Below are 15396 nucleotides of genomic sequence, written 5' to 3'. Positions count from 1 at the left end.
GAAATTGTCAAAATTGCCCTGTCTGTCAACCATCCACAGCTTGCTGCCCACCTCACCAACCTGGCAAATTTATATTGTTATCAAGGGAGGTACTCAAAAGCGGAACCTTTGTTCCAACAAGCTATAGAAATTGTCAAAATTGCCCTGTCTGTCAACCATCCACAGCTTGCTGCCCACCTCAACAACCTGGCAAATTTATATTGTTATCAAGGGAGATACTCGGAAGCGGAACCTTTGTACAAACAAGCTATAGAAATCAAAAAAGTTGCCCTGCCTGCCAATCATCCATCCCTTGCTACTAACCTCAACAACCTGGCAAATTTATATTGTTATCAAGGGAGATACTCGGAAGCGGAACCTTTGTTCCAACAAGCTATAGAAATCATCAAAATCGCCTTGCCAGCAAATCATCCAAGCCTTGTTACTGGCCTCAAAAACCTGGCAAATTTATATCGTTATCAAGGGAGATACTCGGAAGCGGAACCTTTGTGCCAACAAGCGTTGGATATGTGTGAACAAACATTAGGTCAGGAACATCCGACAACTATTAAGGTGCAAGAAAATCTCCAACGTTGTCGGCAACAACTTCTGGAGCGGGGGAGTGAGGGAGCAGGGGAGTAGGGGAGATCGAATTTTGTCTGCTCAGTTTTGCTGATAACTGATAACTGATAACTGAAAAAGTTTGTCCCCGAATCTGTGTCTAGCTTTTCTTTTCCTCAATTAAGCAACTCCATAATCAGTATATTCCCGCATTTCAGGAGCTTGAAATCCCAGAATAATATCGTCTTTTGGCACTCCTTGCTCCACAAGTTTTTCAGCAATTCTCATTTCAGTCATATTTTGCTCTATCCAAATTTTTCCTCCTTTAATATCTAAATGTAAAACACAACCATAAGCACGCCGATAACCGTCCCATCCTACATTCATAACCATATAATGGTCTTGTTTTGTATCAAAAACCGTGTAATTATCTATCTCACCATTTGCTATAGGGATGGCAGCATAAACTGTTAATATAGACTGAATAATATTGCGATAAGATTCTAAGATATCCATTGTACAATTACCTCCTGTTTTGGGTCATAAATAATTAGTTTTATTTCATACCTTTCTAAAGACATTTGGGCAAATTCCCGCTTAAAAAAAGTCTCATAAGCAACCACAGGTATTGCTAAATATAAAATTCGTGTTGGATCGCTAATTTCTAAAGCTAACCGATAATTCAAAAACTGTCCTAAAGCACCATGGTAATCTGTTAATGGCGAATCAGTCAAAAAACTTTTAATCTCAACTGCAATTTTTTCTTCACCACGTTCTGCTGCTAATAGTTTTTCTGCACCTAAATCAATTTCAAATTTAGTTCCGCCTACTTCCAGTAGCAGGGGATCGTCGGTTATCTGCCATTCCTCCTTTTCCAAAGCAATTCTAACCACAGCATGAAATTTATCCTTAGCAGCCATTTTTACCCTTCTCTAATTTTGGCAATTTATGACTCATATTTTACCTCTTTATTTATTATAAATTATGCAGAAACCAGGTTTATCAAAGAAAGCGATGCTGCCAGATTTAATATACAGCAGTTTCCGATGTTATGAGGTACACCCATCGCGGGCAAGATGCCCGCACTATAATATTTTCACCATTTACCTTGTGCCTCATTTGACCGAAATTTGCTGTAAATTATCCACTATGCAAATTAAACAACAAAAAATTTATACTGCCATCACTCATCTAATATTTCCGATAAAGCATTTTTCAAAGCTTGGCGATCGCCATCTTCAAGTTTTCCTAGTTTCCTAATAACCAACACTTTTTCAATCGTGGCAATAACAGGTTTAATTATAGAAGGTTTGACTAAACCAGCATTACTCCACTCTGTAACTATAACTTCTCCAACTCCGGATATTACTTTACTTTGACTGGTAATAGCCATAATAATTAGATCGGCATATTGACTATTATAAATATCCGAACTTACTACAACAGCAGGTCGTTTTTTGCTAGTAGTTTGGTTAGTAAATGGAAATGGCACTAGAATAACATCACCAAATTTATAAATAGTCATAATCATCATCTTCGGGATTATCCCAAATTTTATCAAAAGCTGCTTCAGAGAGTTGAGTAATAGAATTAGTCAAACTTTGCTGTTGTTGTCGCTGAGACAAAAAATCTACAAAATCTATTATTTCGGAAACTTTATCTGGAGGTAAACTCCGGATTTTGGTAATTAGTATTTTTTCCGACTCAGTGTAAATATTTGTGTTTTTCATTGATTTATATCAATATTATGTGCTTTTGGATTTTCTATTCCTAAATATTATTTGTTCGAGCAAATACTTGTTTATATTTGGTAACTTCGGTGATGAAGAAAAGTGATTTTTGTCAGCTTATAAGTATAGCAATACTTTTGATGATTGGTATTAAGATGGTGCGTTACGACGGATTGTTAAATGCCTTTCAAAGTCTAAATTTTAACCGTCTAACGCACCCTACTGGACCGACACAGCTAAAATGGTGCAATAGGAAATCTACTAGAGATTGCTTCACTATCGTTCGCAATGACAATTCTAACGCACTATTTTAGCTGAAACAGTCCACTACAAATTTTGCTTGAGCTGATAGCTAATAGCTGAATGCTGAAAGCTATAAATTTAACTTGGTTCTGGAATCGTAATATCTATAGAAGTAATTTCAATCCCATTTCCCAAACTACTCAGAGGCGGTTGAATTGCTTCTTCATTACCCACAATTAAAGTTACCATTTTCTCTGGTTGCAAATATTTTTGAGCTACTCTTTGTACATCTGCAACTGTAATTTTTTCCAATTCCTGGCGATAACGGAAAATGAAATCTTTAGGATAATCATAATATTCATATCGCATCAAACGGGATAAAGTTTGAGCTGGATCTTGAAAGTTGAAAATAAAGGAATTGAGGGTAGAATCTTTAGCGTGCTGAAGTTCCTCTCTTGTAATAGGTTGGGTGCGGATACGTTCAATTTCTTCCTTAACAGACTCGATAAATGGCACAGTTGCATCCGAACGAGTTTGACCACCAGCGACGAATACTCCTGGATAATCATAATTAGGACTCCAATAAGCAGAAACAGAATATGCTAAACCTTGGCGCGATCTAATATTATTAAACAAACGCCCTCCTAAACCATTGAGGACGCTATTCATTACGCTCAAAGCTGTATAATCAGGATTATCTAATTTTCCGCCTAAATGACCCATTTGTATATAACTTTGATTTACCTGAGGTTGTTCCACAAAAAATATGTCACCGACTTCAGCTTGAGTAACTTTTGGTAGAGGAGGTTTCACTGCTTTACTGCTTGGTTGCCAGTCACCTAATTGCTCTTTAATGAGCGATCGCATCTGTTTGGTCTTAAAATCTCCCACTATTCCCAAAATCATATTCTCAGGATGAAAATATTTGGCATAGAAATCAATTAAATCTTCTTGGGAAATATTATCGAGAGTTTCATATTCAACAGTTCGAGCATAAGGACTTTCTGTACCATAAATCAATTTTTGGAACTCACGACCAGCAATAGATTCAGGGTCGTCATTCCGACGAGCAATACTACCTTGCCATTGTTGTTTGGCAAGCTCTAGTTTTTCTTCAGTAAATGCAGGTTCGCGAATTACTTCAGCAAATAATCCGAATACTTTGGTTAAGTCTTCAGTGAGGCAACTAAATCTAGCACTACCAGCAGTACCGCCAATACCTGTTTCTACTGCTGCTGCTTTTTGTTCTAGTAGTTGGTTTATTTGTTCCGGGGAGTGTTCAATTGTGCCTCCTGTACGCATAACAGTTCCGGTTAAGTCTGCTAACCCTACTTTATTTTCTGGTTCAAATCTCGAACCTGTACGAAATATAGCACGTCCACCAATTAGTGGAAGTTCGTGGTCTTCCATCAGATACACAACTATGCCATTATTAAGTTTAAAGCGAGTGTAATCTGGTATTTCTAATTCTGGTAATGGTGGAAATTCTAGTTCCGTGTAATGTTTTGCTGGTGTTAGAGCTGTAGCTGGCGATCGCCCTAGAATAGATAACAGCATTACTATTACTAAAAATGCTGTTAAGAAAAGTTTTGATCTAGTAATTTTCTTTTGGTTAGAGAGCATAGTTTGTTTTTGTTAGATTACAGATAAAATTAGATTTTGTAGGTTTGGTTGAGGAACCGAAACCCAACAAAGCTTTATTGTTCAGGACTTACACATTAGGAATAAGTTTTGGGCGTTTGAGATTGCTATCCTGATGGACTGCTTTGCTACGCTGATGAAACGCAAAAGCTACCACTCGCGATGACAGAATTACATTATTTTGCGTAATATTATGTTCGGTTAAATAGTTATTATAATTAAAGTTCGTAGTAGGGCTGAAGCCCGAATTGTAGATAGGGCTAAAGCCCTACTACAAACAATAACTTTATTATAAGTGATTATCCGCAATTCGTAGCTTCCCCGTAGGGGGCACATGATATAAGTCCTATTGTTGTTGGGTTTCCTACGTCAACCCAACCTACACTTATTACACTTTTGACTTTTGACTTTTAGTACCTCATTCCCAATTATTACAATAATTAATAATTAATAATTAATTATTACTGAGGAAGTAATCTGCCAATAGTCCGGTTTTCTGCCACGAAAGTTTCTTGAGCTACACGTTGAATATCTTCTGTCGTTACAGAATTAATGGCATCCAACTCTTTAAATAGATTTTGCCACGAACCTGTTTTAACTTCGTAGTTCAAAAGAGCAGTAGCCATACCCATGTTAGAGTCAAGAGACCGCAACAGACCTGCTCGCGCTTGAGTCTTTACCCGTTCTAATTCTTCCTCAGAAACTGGTTCTGTTTTCAAATTTTCAATTTCTATTTGCAAAGCTGCTCCTACTTCATCTATATTGCTATTGGGAGCAGTCATGGCATAGAATAGCATCAGGTTGGGGTATTTATCTCCTGGATAACCACTAAACCCTCTAGCGACAAGTGCAATTTTTTGTTTCTCAACTAATGACTGATAGAGGCGAGAAGTACGACCATCACTCATAATACTAGCAATCATATCATAAACTACACTGTCGGGATGATTTATTGCTGGTCGATGATAACCTTCTATATACCAAGGTTGGGATGGCAACTCCATCGTTACTTCCTTGGTTTCGGTTTGGGTAGGTTCCACAACATTTAGTTTTGGCGGTCTTTGTCTAACTTTATAACGACCGAAATATATTTCTGCTAATTTTTTGACTTCTTTGGGATTGACATCTCCAACTATCCCTACAGTTAAATTACTAGGAACGTAGTGAGTATCAAAAAAATCGCGAACATTTTCTCTGGTTAAATTTTGTATATCCTCTGAAGAACCAATTACAGGGCGACGATAAGGATGTACTTGGAAAGCTTTCTTGAGGAATTGTTCTAATAATTGAGCAACAGGTGAATTTTCAGTACGCGATCGCCTCTCTTCCAGAATAACTTGTTTTTCTTTGTAAAATTCTCTAAATACTGGATCTAGAAATCTTTCTGACTCTAAAGACATCCATAATTCTAGTTTATTAGCAGGTAAGCTGTAATAGTATTGGGTGTAGTCTGCGGAGGTAGCAGCATTCAGTCCTACTCCTCCTGCTTGTTGGACAATTTTCGAGAATTCATTTTGATTGACATATTCAGATGCCAACTTTTGAGCTTTCTGAAAGTCTGCTTTGAGTTGAGCAACTTGTTGGGTTTTACCATCCGTGCTAGCTTGCTGAATTTCTGCAAATATCCGGTCTAATTTGTCTAAAGTTGGTTTTTCTGCTTTATAGTCTTTTGTGCCGATTTTTTTTGTGCCTTTAAAGGCTAAATGTTCGAGGTAGTGAGCTACACCTGTTTTGCCATCTGGTTCATTTGCTCCGCCTACATCTGCATAAATAGCAAAGGATATAACGGGGGCATTATGTCGTTCTAGAACGATGAATTTCATGCCATTATCTAGGCGAAATTCTGTTATTTTTTTAATTACTCGGTCTAAATAGGGTTTAATTGATACTTCTCCTGAAGAGGGATATTCTCTCGCTAGGGCCATACTTGGTGCAAGGCTAAAACAGAAGAAACATAGGACAATTAGGCAAAGACAAAATTTGAGTGATTCGCGAACCGATCCATTAAGGAATGGGCTATTAAAGTTGGCCTTGTCCAGAAGGGAGCTGATTAATTTTTGAGACCAGTAAGGAAATAATATAACTTGAGATAATAAGTTTTTCAGCATATCCAATTGTTATTTAGGTTTTTTCTGTTGGTTTTGGGGTAGACTTTTCTAATTTAGGGCCACACATCCGTAATTAAATCAATTCAATTTATCTAGAATTATATTCTGGAGTATTGGGAAATTGATGTTGGCCTGAATGCTATGAGTAAAATTTCTCTGGCTGTAACGTCTTGAAAACTAGAGACTGTAGAAAAATTTTCTTTTGTACATAATAGGGATAAAATAACTCTAATCTTTATTTGAAAGTGTGACAAATCCATTGAAATAAGTTCAATATTTATGAATATGAATCCAATTTCTTCTTTGCCTTTGCCACCTGGTAATTTAGGATTACCTTTTTTTGGACAAAACCCAAAAATTCAAAAAAATCATCAGAACATTATAGAAGAAATTCACCAAAAATATGGTCCTATTTATAAAATCCGGCTTCTTGGTAAAAAATTTATTTTATTTCAAGGATATGAAGCTGTTAAATTTGTTTTAACTAATGAAAAATATTTCACATCTGCTAATAAAAATCAATACTTCACATCCACTGAAGTTTTTAGAAATTATCAAATAATATACGGTCAACATGACATTACTGTATTAGTAGGTAAAGAACATAGAGAGATACAAAAATTATTAGCTAAAACTCTCAAAAACAAAGTTTTAAATAACTATATTAATACTATTCATAATTTGAGTCAAAGCTATATTTCAAAATGGATGAAATCTAATTATGTAGATTTATATTTTGAAATAAATAATTATACTTTAGATATTGTTTTGAAATTATTGCTAGGTATAGATTCTGCTTCAGAAAGTGAAATCAGTAATTATTTAAAAGATATGAGGTCAGGATTAAATACAATTCCTTTATCTTTTCCTTGGACTAAATTAGGTCGTGCTTTAAAAAGTAAGGATAAATTATTTAATCAATTTGAACAAATCATTGTCAAAAGACAGAAAGAAAGTGATTTTGGTTCAGATATATTAGGCATATTACTTACAGTTCAAGGACAAACAAATAACAAACTAACTGTAAGAGAAATAGCAGAACAAATGGTTAATCTTTTATCATTAGGAATAAAGGAATTAAGTTCAGCATTAACTTCTTTTTTAATTTTAATATCAGAACATTTAGATGTTTTAAAATTACTGGAAATAGAACAAGAAAAATTGGATAGTTCAGAACCATTATCTTTAGATAAATTAAAGAAAATGGTTTATCTAGAACAAGTAATCAAAGAAGTATTACGCCTAGCGCCTCCTGTTAGTTGTGGATTTCGACAAGTTATTCAAGATTTCTCTTTCCAAGGATTCCGAATTCCTAAAGGGTGGTATATAAGTTATCAAGTTAATTCAGTTCTTCAAGACCCAGAAATATATGAGCAACCAGAAAAGTTTAATCCAGAAAGGTTTAATGCTGCGAATGCTGAAGATAAAAAGAAACCTTTTTGTTATATCCCATTTGGAGGCGGTACCAGGGAGTGTATAGGCAAAGAATTTTCTTATTTGGTTATCAAAATTTTTATATCTGTCCTATTGAATAATAGTAGTTGGAAATTTCAAGAGAATCAAGATTTAACAATTAATAAATTTCCTGTTGCTCGCCCAGCTAATAAAATAGAAGTTTGCTTTACAGCAAAGTAACCACCATTTGAATAGACATCTCCAGAAAAGAGGGAGTAGGGGAGAATAATTGATGATTTATCTATCATAATTGATTTAATTTTTTATTATTGGAGATGTCTAATAGTCACAGATACTTTTAATGAGTGTTGCTCGTTATCAGCAATATTCAATAGATTAGTTTAGATACTCACTTATCGACACAGTATAGCGATCGCAGATTTAGAAGCAAAACAAACACTCTAGATCCTTGAAAATGTTAAAGTAAGGGATAAGTTTCAGCATTAACTATTATGAAAGTTTCGACTCAGTTACAAACTCCAGAGACACAGACACGAACTAGAATCTTACAAACAGCTCAAAAGTTATTTGCTAGACATGGATATGATGGTACGACAATTCGCGATCTAGCAAAGGAAGTGGGAGTAGCAGAGAGTACATTATTTCATCATTTTAGTAATAAAAAGGCAATTTTGATAGAGTTGGCTACGGCAGGATGGGTGGAAATTCTTACAGATTTATTGACAGAATTAAGTGAGATGTCTAGCTATAAAGCTGTAGCACAAGTCATGCGTCGCCGGATGTTAAATATTAGTCGTAATGCAGATATGATGAAAGTCTGTTTCTTGGAAGCGCAGTTTCATCCAGAATTGAGGGATAAGATTCAATCGGAAGTTATTGATAAAATGACTGATGTGGCGGAGGCTTTTTTTACAACAGCAATGGAGCGGGGTGTATATCGTCAGATGAATCCTAAAATTGTGGCGCGGGTGTTTTTAGGAATGTTTGCGATCGCTGGTTTTAGTCAAAAAACTTTATTAGATCCTGATGCTTCTCCCCAAGCAATGCAAGAAATGGCGGAGGGATTAGCTGATATTTTCCTGAATGGTGTTTTAGCTGAAGTCAGATAGGGGAGCCGTCAGATTGGCGAGGTACAGAAGTCATAAGTAGGGGCGAATGGCCATTCGCCCCTACATTCGTAATACGTCATTACGACTGTAACGAAGTGGAAGGAAGCAATCTCAAGGGTATGAGGTGCATCAACATTTCGTTATGTAGTGAGGTTTATTCGCGTCTACCTACTTATATTAAAATGGCTTCGAGAAGTGAAAATCTCAGGTCTGGTTTTGTAGCCAAATTGTCGGGGTAACTTTTCAGTTTAGGTTAACGGGTAGTAGTCCTAATTGTTAAACTGATACTATCCACCATCGCCACCACCACCGCCGTCACCGCCACCGCAGCCACCGCCGTCACCGCCACCGCCACCGCCGTCACCCCCACCGCCGTCACCGCCACCGTAACCACCGCCACCGTAACCACCAGAATTCCAACCGCTACCACCACTGCCACTGCCTCCTCCATTAATCAAGCCTAAAATAAATAAAACCCCTATCCCTATCCATATTAATATTGTGACGTCGATCTCAAATATCAGGTCTAATAATCTTGAAAAAAGAGAACTAACTGCTTGAGTGCGCTGCCAATTTGGTTTTGAAACATCAAGAATATTATGAGGAAATAGCACAATAACTTCTATTTCTTGTTGCGGTGGAATCGGTTTTTGAGCTACAAATTCTACAGTTGTTGAATTGATTTTTCGAGGGTTAGTTGGCACTCCAAAACTTTTATATTTTTGAATTTTTTCTGATAAAATATCTGGCAGTCGGACTATTATTTTGGCATTGTTAATAACAGCACTCCGGTTAGCAAATATTGCTTTCCAGTAAACCTTATCTCCACTATCATTAATATGTAAACCACCAATTACCCGATATTTCAAGACAAAAGTATGAGCTTCAGGTGCATTGAGTTTATGTTGCCATTTAATCCATATCTGGTTATTTCTGATACCAGTTTGGCTAGGAATCTGTTCCTGATTTTCCCAAACTGTAACATCAGTAATTTTATCTACTTTATCTAGTGGAATATATCGATATCGTTGGTTTGTATGGGGTTGAGTGAAGACATATTTATGGGTTTCGCTGACCAGCATATCTCCATTTTTTTGCACGTCAATTTCAACATTGATAAAATCCCAGTAAAAAGGGGAATTTCCCTGAGCAATGGTTTGTAATGCTGGAGATAAACCAATCAATATTACTACCAAAAAAGTTAATATTTTCCGTAGTTTAAATCTGGTTTTTTTATGAGTTTATGGTTCTATCAAAACTGGTAATTCATTCATTTTTTTATTTTTCTTAGTATAGGTGAAAATTTTAGTAGCAAATTAATATAGCAATTCTCATGCTGCTGAAGTACAAAATTCCTTTGTTTTAGGGAACAGCGAACAGGGAACAGGGAATAGGGAATAGAATAAAAATAAAGATATGTTTACCTCATTAGGCTGAGAAACGCTATATAAAATAAACTGAATTTTATCGTTATACTCAATTTTTGTATAAATACTTTTTTTTAGAAATAAATCACCCTGAAAAAAATCATAATTATTGCTCGATCGGTAGAGAAATTCTTAATCTTAGTCAATTATCCAATAGCCATTTTGTCGCCAATATTGTTCCTTTAAAGCTTCTTCTAAATTTTCTGGTTGAATCCAACCTTGGAACATTAACAGTTCTCCTAATTTCAGATGCATTGAAGTCTGAATGTCTATTGCTTCCTTTAATTGACTTTGGGAAATAACTTGTCTTCGCAGTAATATTTCACCCATTTTCATTGAAGTCTGAATATTTATTGCTTCCTTTAATTGACTTTGGGAAATAACTTGTCTTCGGAGCAAAATTTCACCTATTTTCATAATCATGTTCTACCTTGATTGATGTGGTCTGTTCATTACCTACTAGCTCTTGTCAGAGGGAACTTATGCAGGTTCGGTAAAATATTTCTCAAAGGTGCATAAGTTCAAATCATCAGAGACTATAATAAAAATGAAGTTAGTTGATGAAGCTTTTAATTTAAAATCCTATGAGTCAATCGAAATGCTATAATAAGTTCCAACTGAAGTTATAGTTATTTAATCTAACATGAAATTAGTTCCTAAATTTTTAACTACAACTCTTATTCTTACTTTGATTACCAGCATTATCACTTATGGTTGTAAACAGACATCAAACTCTTCATCAAACCCTTGTTTTGTAGAAGTGAAGATTGTGAATCCCAGTGAAATGCCCTCATTCCAATCAGCAGAGTATGTTGGCAACATTGTTGCGAAAAAAAAGGCACGTATTAGAGCTTACTATGAAGGTGTAATCGATGAAATAGTTGTTTCAACGGGAGAAAAAGTAATTGCTGGATCTCCAATTATTAAACTTAAAAATGGTAAACAAATTGAAGCCCCTTTTACTGGAATAGTAGGTGAATTTTATTTTAATCAAGGGGAATTTATAATGAAAGGAGAAAAATTAACTACAGTTGTTGACAACCAATCTTTTTATCTTAACTTTGATATATCAGTTGATTATTCATCCAGAGTTATAATTGGAACTCCTATAGAAATTATTGATAATAATAATTTTAAAGTATTAGTTACTAGCAAAATTGATTTTATTTCACCAGAAACCGATCAGAGAAGTCAAACTATGTTGGTTGGAGCTAAAGTTTCTAGTCAAGAATATGGCTTTCGAGATGGGCAGCAAGTAATAGCAAGAGTAATTTTGGAAAAAACGACTGGCATTTTTATCCCAATAACAGCCGTCAGAAGGATTGATGACCAGACATTTGTATTTGTAGTAAAAGAAGAAGAATCTCAATGTAAAGAGTCTAGTTTAATAGCTGAAAAAAAACCTGTTAAATTAGGAAATATCCAGGGTCAAAATTACCAAGTTGTTTCAGGATTAGAACTAGAAGACAAAATTATCGTATCGAATGTTGTTGAATTAAAAAATGGTCAACCTATACAAGACTTGAGTAAAAAAACTCCTTAAAAGTATAGCAATTTTCAATCATTTATAAAACCCTGAACTTATGAAAAACTCCCTATTTCTCCTTGAAGTGCATAAGTTCAAATCATCACAGACTAGAGTAAAATAGAACCTTTAGGAGAATAAATTTTGAATGCTAATCAGCGTAAATACTGATTCAATAAACTTGAATAATACTATGGACGAGTATAGGGGGGAGACAAATGGTTCTCAGCAAGAACTACTGGACATTACGCAAAATTGATTTAGCTAGCTATGATGTGTCTGCTTCTCAGAGAGGATATCGAGAGGAGGTACTATTGCCTGTTCGACAACAATTTCAAATCTGGTTTCCGTCTATTGCTGAACTCAAAGAAGTCTCCTCCCAAGATGACCGAAAAATTCAAGCTACTTTGTTATCTCACTTTCTATCTCAAAATTCGGCCTCTTCTAAGGAATGCAGCATAACAGCAGGACTTTCTTTGCGCTGCTACATTTCTCATGGCATTGTTCATGCTTGTCAAAAATTGGCTCAACAATTTGGCGATCGCTATGGTTTTTCCCACCTAGACTTGTTGTACTTGGTACTCACTGATGATGGTAAAATCAAGAGCTTTCAGGAAGTTAGGGAAAACTCTCAGTCTTCTTACCCTTATTTTTGGGCGCACATTTTAAGAAAATTCAATCCTGAGAAAGCTGGACTCTGGAATTGGACTTATTTACTTACCCGTCGCCACTCAGAACTAACTCGAACGTTATGGGTGGAATTTGGTTTATCTTTAACTACTCCTTGGGGAAAACTAAATGATATCAAGCGTTACCAAATGAAAACTCTCTCACCTCAAGAACAGAGTGTTGTAGAAGCATTTCATAGCGTATATCGGCGCGACAGACGAGAAAAGGGTGCAAGGGGCAAATGTCCCGAACCTTCTGAGTCTCAACTTCACGAAATGCGCGATCGCCTTTTTCCAAGGAAAATTATATATAATTCTTTGGATGAACTACTGGAGCAATTAAAAACTATTGCTCAGTTTCTACAGGAACAAATTTTCAATCCAACTGAAATTCCACCTCCCTCTAATCTTTCACCTTCAGCAATGGAACTTGAATTTCTCGACAAAAATCGCGATCGAGCTATTATGGATGCTATTGAGGTGGTACTTTCTCAACGTTTGCAGAAATTACAAAAAAGTGCCTGGTATAGTAAATTTGCTCCTCATTTTTTGCCTAGTTTACGACTAATTTATTGTGAAAATAAATCTCAAAGTGAAGTAGCTCGACAATTAAATATGAATAATCAATCTCAAGTTAGTCGCATCTTAAAACTTAAGCAAATGCTAAAGCAAATTCGAGAACAAGTAATGGAGAAATTGCTACAGATTTTGTTGAAGAAAGCAGAGTTAAATTTAAGTCAAGGAGTTTTAGATCCAAATGCTTTTGATTCTTTAATTGAACTCTTAAGTCGTTATTTAGATGAAACCGTTTTTCTAGAGGCAGCTAAGGAAATTTCTACAGGCAGAAAATACCAAAAAATGACAAGTGTGTTCTCTGAAAAAATGCGCTATTATCTTAAATATATCTAGCCTATTTTATAGAATCAGGACTTACGCAAAATTCCAAATCATAAACCTTATGTAGGGGCGAATGCCATTCGCCCTCTACTAGATATGGTGGTTCTGCGTAAGTCCTGAGAATAATAAATAGACCTCTCCGGAAAAGAGGGAGTAGGTAGGGACGTTGCATGCAACGTCCGTACAGAGTAGGGGGAAAGAATTGATTATTTATGTGCGATAATTGATTCTATTTTTTATTATCGGAGATTTATAATAGTAAAAAACTACATTAATTGTTCCATTAATCACAAAAAAACAAATTTTATATCACAACAACAAACCGGAGAAAAAATATGAATATTCGTTCTGATTATGAGCAAGTAAACAGACTATATTACCGACAATTGCACTCAGAAACTATTGATTTAGAATCTGAAGATTTTCAGCAAGCAACTCTTTTGAGTCATAACTTTAATAACGAAGCCGAAAAATGGCAAGCTTATTTGAAAATATTGGGTTTATTAGCACTAAAAAAATGGTTGAGCGATCGCCATTTAAGATTAGATAATAAAATTGAATCTCTGCCACCTAATCAAATTATTAGTTCCGAACCAATGAGCAATCTGCAAGTCGGCGGATTTAAAGCTTGCTTACTGACAAATGAGAGTATAGTAGATGAAGGAATAGAAATTCCCCAAAAAATGATTAATTCCCCAGATTTTGCTGCTCATTTCTATATAGTAATACAGGTTTTAGTAGAGGAAGAAGAAGCTATTTTAATTGGATTTAGACGATACGATCAATTAATAAATCAGTATTTAGAAAAAAACAAAATAGGAAATTATCAACTTTCTTTGAGTGAACTAAATTATGACTCCAGCCACTTAATTTTAAATTTGAAATATTTGAGTCCGGCAGCTATTAAAATTCCAGAAAATACCTTGGCTGAATCAAAATCTTGGGAAAAATTAACAAGTTGGTTAGAAGGTATTTTGAGAGAAGGTTGGCAACCAGTGGAAGAAATTCTAGGAAATCGTAAACCAATTATACAAATGGCTTTCAATTTAGATAAAACCACAGAAAAATTATCTCCCAAAGTAGTTAAAAAATTTATCAAACAATTCCAAATGACTCAAAAACAAAGAGGCAAAATACAGACAGATTTATCTAAAACTGAACTCTCAGACACAGAAGTAAATAAAGCTCTAGTAAAGATTTTACAAACAACAGAAGATGAAGAAACTCGCTGGCAAGTTGCCGAATTGTTATGGGAAATTGACCCTAGTCACCCAGCAGCAGGTGTACGTCGCGCTATCGATATAGGAATGCAATTAGCAGGAGTTCCGGTGGCACTAATGATAGCCATTTTACCAAAACCGAACCAAAGATTTGCTGTTCTTTCCAGAGTTTATCCTCTCCAAGACCAACGTTTTTTACCAGCAAATTTAAAACTTATTGGTTTAGATGAAATGGGGCAATCTTTATTTGAAATTCGTGCTAGAGAAAGAGATGATTACATTCAGTTCAAATTTAGCGCCGATCCAGGCGATCGCTTTAGTCTTCAGATTGTTCTTAATTCTGCTATTGTGACAAAGAATTTCATAATTTGATTACATTCGTAGTAGGGCGTCTAGCTTTAAAATGTGGGTAAGTTTGAGTCAATGAAAACCTCTCCCCCGACCCCTCTCCTTGTAGGATAGGGGAGAGATGCTCCCCCTTCCCTACTCCCCCCTTTCAAAGGGGGGTAAGGGGGGATAGGAAGGGGGTTGGGGGGTTAGGTTTTACTCACAATCTTAGTCTAAACGACCTAGTAGTAGACTGTTCCATCTTAAATGTTGCATATAGATGTAGGTTGGGTTGAGGGACGAAACCCAACAACAATCTTTCTCCCGTACGGACGTTGCATGCAACATCCCTACTATACTCCCTAATGCACAGTTTTAGCTGAAACACTCCAGTAGTCAAGTAGGTTGGGTTAAGCGGTAGCGCAACCCAACAACAATTTATAATTAAAGCTCGTAGTAGGGCTTTAGCCCTTCTATTTTAGGGCTAAATCCCTACTACAAACAAACAAAAGGTTTGACAATATAATATCTATTTTAGGGCTAAA

The 15396-nt window shown here is 35.7% G+C and carries 14 protein-coding genes; 6 read left to right on the top strand and 8 right to left on the bottom strand.

The annotated features are described in order from the left end of the window. The coding region (locus ACP6PM_RS03780; RefSeq protein ID WP_426581987.1) for a tetratricopeptide repeat protein at positions 1 to 621 on the top strand (621 nt) is incomplete at its 5' end. 99 nt (positions 622 to 720) lie between these two features. Here the strand turns inward: ACP6PM_RS03780 and ACP6PM_RS03775 are convergent. The 6 genes from ACP6PM_RS03775 to ACP6PM_RS03750 all read right to left on the bottom strand — a co-directional run bounded on the left by ACP6PM_RS03775 (position 721) and on the right by ACP6PM_RS03750 (position 6079). Beyond that, positions 721 to 1056, bottom strand: coding sequence for a XisI protein (locus ACP6PM_RS03775; protein ID WP_426581986.1), 336 nt, complete (start codon positions 1054 to 1056; stop codon positions 721 to 723). Beyond that, positions 1044 to 1460: a XisH family protein gene (locus ACP6PM_RS03770; RefSeq protein ID WP_426581985.1), complete on the bottom strand. Its 417-nt coding sequence runs from the start codon at positions 1458 to 1460 to the stop codon at positions 1044 to 1046. The genes ACP6PM_RS03775 and ACP6PM_RS03770 overlap by 13 nt, the downstream gene beginning before the upstream one ends. Before the next feature lie 263 nt (positions 1461 to 1723). Beyond that, complete coding sequence (locus tag ACP6PM_RS03765; protein WP_426581983.1) at positions 1724 to 2065, bottom strand: type II toxin-antitoxin system PemK/MazF family toxin; 342 nt, start codon at positions 2063 to 2065, stop codon at positions 1724 to 1726. Continuing rightward, the gene (locus ACP6PM_RS03760) at positions 2052 to 2270 is read right to left on the bottom strand and encodes a DUF2281 domain-containing protein (protein ID WP_426581981.1); all 219 of its coding nucleotides are present in this window, start codon (positions 2268 to 2270) and stop codon (positions 2052 to 2054) included. Before ACP6PM_RS03760 ends, ACP6PM_RS03765 begins: the two co-directional genes overlap by 14 nt. Before the next feature lie 381 nt (positions 2271 to 2651). After that, complete coding sequence (locus tag ACP6PM_RS03755) at positions 2652 to 4136, bottom strand: M16 family metallopeptidase (protein WP_426581980.1); 1485 nt, start codon at positions 4134 to 4136, stop codon at positions 2652 to 2654. Positions 4137 to 4615: 479 nt separating this feature from the next. Then, positions 4616 to 6079, bottom strand: a complete 1464-nt coding sequence (locus ACP6PM_RS03750) for a M16 family metallopeptidase (RefSeq protein WP_426581979.1) — start codon at positions 6077 to 6079, stop codon at positions 4616 to 4618. A 468-nt stretch (positions 6080 to 6547) separates the two neighbouring features. Between ACP6PM_RS03750 and ACP6PM_RS03745 the strand changes: the two genes are divergently transcribed. Continuing rightward, the gene (locus ACP6PM_RS03745; protein WP_426581977.1) at positions 6548 to 7897 is read left to right on the top strand and encodes a cytochrome P450; all 1350 of its coding nucleotides are present in this window, start codon (positions 6548 to 6550) and stop codon (positions 7895 to 7897) included. Between the two features lie 272 nt (positions 7898 to 8169). Continuing rightward, complete coding sequence (locus tag ACP6PM_RS03740) at positions 8170 to 8787, top strand: TetR/AcrR family transcriptional regulator (protein WP_426581975.1); 618 nt, start codon at positions 8170 to 8172, stop codon at positions 8785 to 8787. A 287-nt stretch (positions 8788 to 9074) separates the two neighbouring features. On the opposite strand, the gene ACP6PM_RS03735 is transcribed toward ACP6PM_RS03740, so the two are convergent. Continuing rightward, entirely contained in the window at positions 9075 to 9983 is a 909-nt protein-coding gene (locus ACP6PM_RS03735) for a DUF2207 domain-containing protein (RefSeq protein ID WP_426581973.1), read from the bottom strand. 369 nt (positions 9984 to 10352) lie between these two features. Beyond that, a complete protein-coding gene (locus ACP6PM_RS03730) occupies positions 10353 to 10631 on the bottom strand; it encodes a hypothetical protein (RefSeq protein ID WP_426581971.1) in 279 nt (92 codons plus the stop codon). Positions 10632 to 10857: 226 nt separating this feature from the next. On the opposite strand from ACP6PM_RS03730, the gene ACP6PM_RS03725 reads away from it, so the two are divergent. The 3 genes from ACP6PM_RS03725 (at position 10858) to ACP6PM_RS03715 (ending at position 14896) form a co-directional block, all read left to right on the top strand. Then, a complete protein-coding gene (locus ACP6PM_RS03725; protein ID WP_426581969.1) occupies positions 10858 to 11757 on the top strand; it encodes an efflux RND transporter periplasmic adaptor subunit in 900 nt (299 codons plus the stop codon). 200 nt (positions 11758 to 11957) lie between these two features. Beyond that, positions 11958 to 13316: a sigma-70 family RNA polymerase sigma factor gene (locus ACP6PM_RS03720; protein WP_426581967.1), complete on the top strand. Its 1359-nt coding sequence runs from the start codon at positions 11958 to 11960 to the stop codon at positions 13314 to 13316. A gap of 323 nt (positions 13317 to 13639) precedes the next feature. Continuing rightward, the gene (locus ACP6PM_RS03715; RefSeq protein ID WP_426581965.1) at positions 13640 to 14896 is read left to right on the top strand and encodes a DUF1822 family protein; all 1257 of its coding nucleotides are present in this window, start codon (positions 13640 to 13642) and stop codon (positions 14894 to 14896) included. Positions 14897 to 15396 lie beyond the last annotated feature (500 nt).

Source organism: Dapis brunnea BLCC-M229 (assembly GCF_050015995.1).
GTDB lineage: Bacteria > Cyanobacteriota > Cyanobacteriia > Cyanobacteriales > Microcoleaceae > Trichodesmium.
The sequence above is the reverse complement of the archived record's forward strand: the minus strand, read 5'-3'. Positions and strand labels throughout refer to the sequence as shown.

What these genes read in the sequence shown, in the direction of transcription:
- ACP6PM_RS03715 (WP_426581965.1), top strand. Translation starts at nt 13,640, where the DNA reads ATGAATATTCGTTCTGATTATGAGCAAGTAAACAGACTATATTACCGA.
- ACP6PM_RS03740 (WP_426581975.1), top strand. Translation starts at nt 8,170, where the DNA reads ATGAAAGTTTCGACTCAGTTACAAACTCCAGAGACACAGACACGAACT.
- ACP6PM_RS03775 (WP_426581986.1), bottom strand. Translation starts at nt 1,056, where the DNA reads ATGGATATCTTAGAATCTTATCGCAATATTATTCAGTCTATATTAACA.
- ACP6PM_RS03745 (WP_426581977.1), top strand. Translation starts at nt 6,548, where the DNA reads ATGAATCCAATTTCTTCTTTGCCTTTGCCACCTGGTAATTTAGGATTA.
- ACP6PM_RS03730 (WP_426581971.1), bottom strand. Translation starts at nt 10,631, where the DNA reads ATGAAAATAGGTGAAATTTTGCTCCGAAGACAAGTTATTTCCCAAAGT.
- ACP6PM_RS03770 (WP_426581985.1), bottom strand. Translation starts at nt 1,460, where the DNA reads ATGGCTGCTAAGGATAAATTTCATGCTGTGGTTAGAATTGCTTTGGAA.
- ACP6PM_RS03760 (WP_426581981.1), bottom strand. Translation starts at nt 2,270, where the DNA reads ATGAAAAACACAAATATTTACACTGAGTCGGAAAAAATACTAATTACC.
- ACP6PM_RS03720 (WP_426581967.1), top strand. Translation starts at nt 11,958, where the DNA reads ATGGTTCTCAGCAAGAACTACTGGACATTACGCAAAATTGATTTAGCT.
- ACP6PM_RS03750 (WP_426581979.1), bottom strand. Translation starts at nt 6,079, where the DNA reads ATGGCCCTAGCGAGAGAATATCCCTCTTCAGGAGAAGTATCAATTAAA.
- ACP6PM_RS03755 (WP_426581980.1), bottom strand. Translation starts at nt 4,136, where the DNA reads ATGCTCTCTAACCAAAAGAAAATTACTAGATCAAAACTTTTCTTAACA.
- ACP6PM_RS03725 (WP_426581969.1), top strand. Translation starts at nt 10,858, where the DNA reads ATGAAATTAGTTCCTAAATTTTTAACTACAACTCTTATTCTTACTTTG.
- ACP6PM_RS03765 (WP_426581983.1), bottom strand. Translation starts at nt 2,065, where the DNA reads ATGACTATTTATAAATTTGGTGATGTTATTCTAGTGCCATTTCCATTT.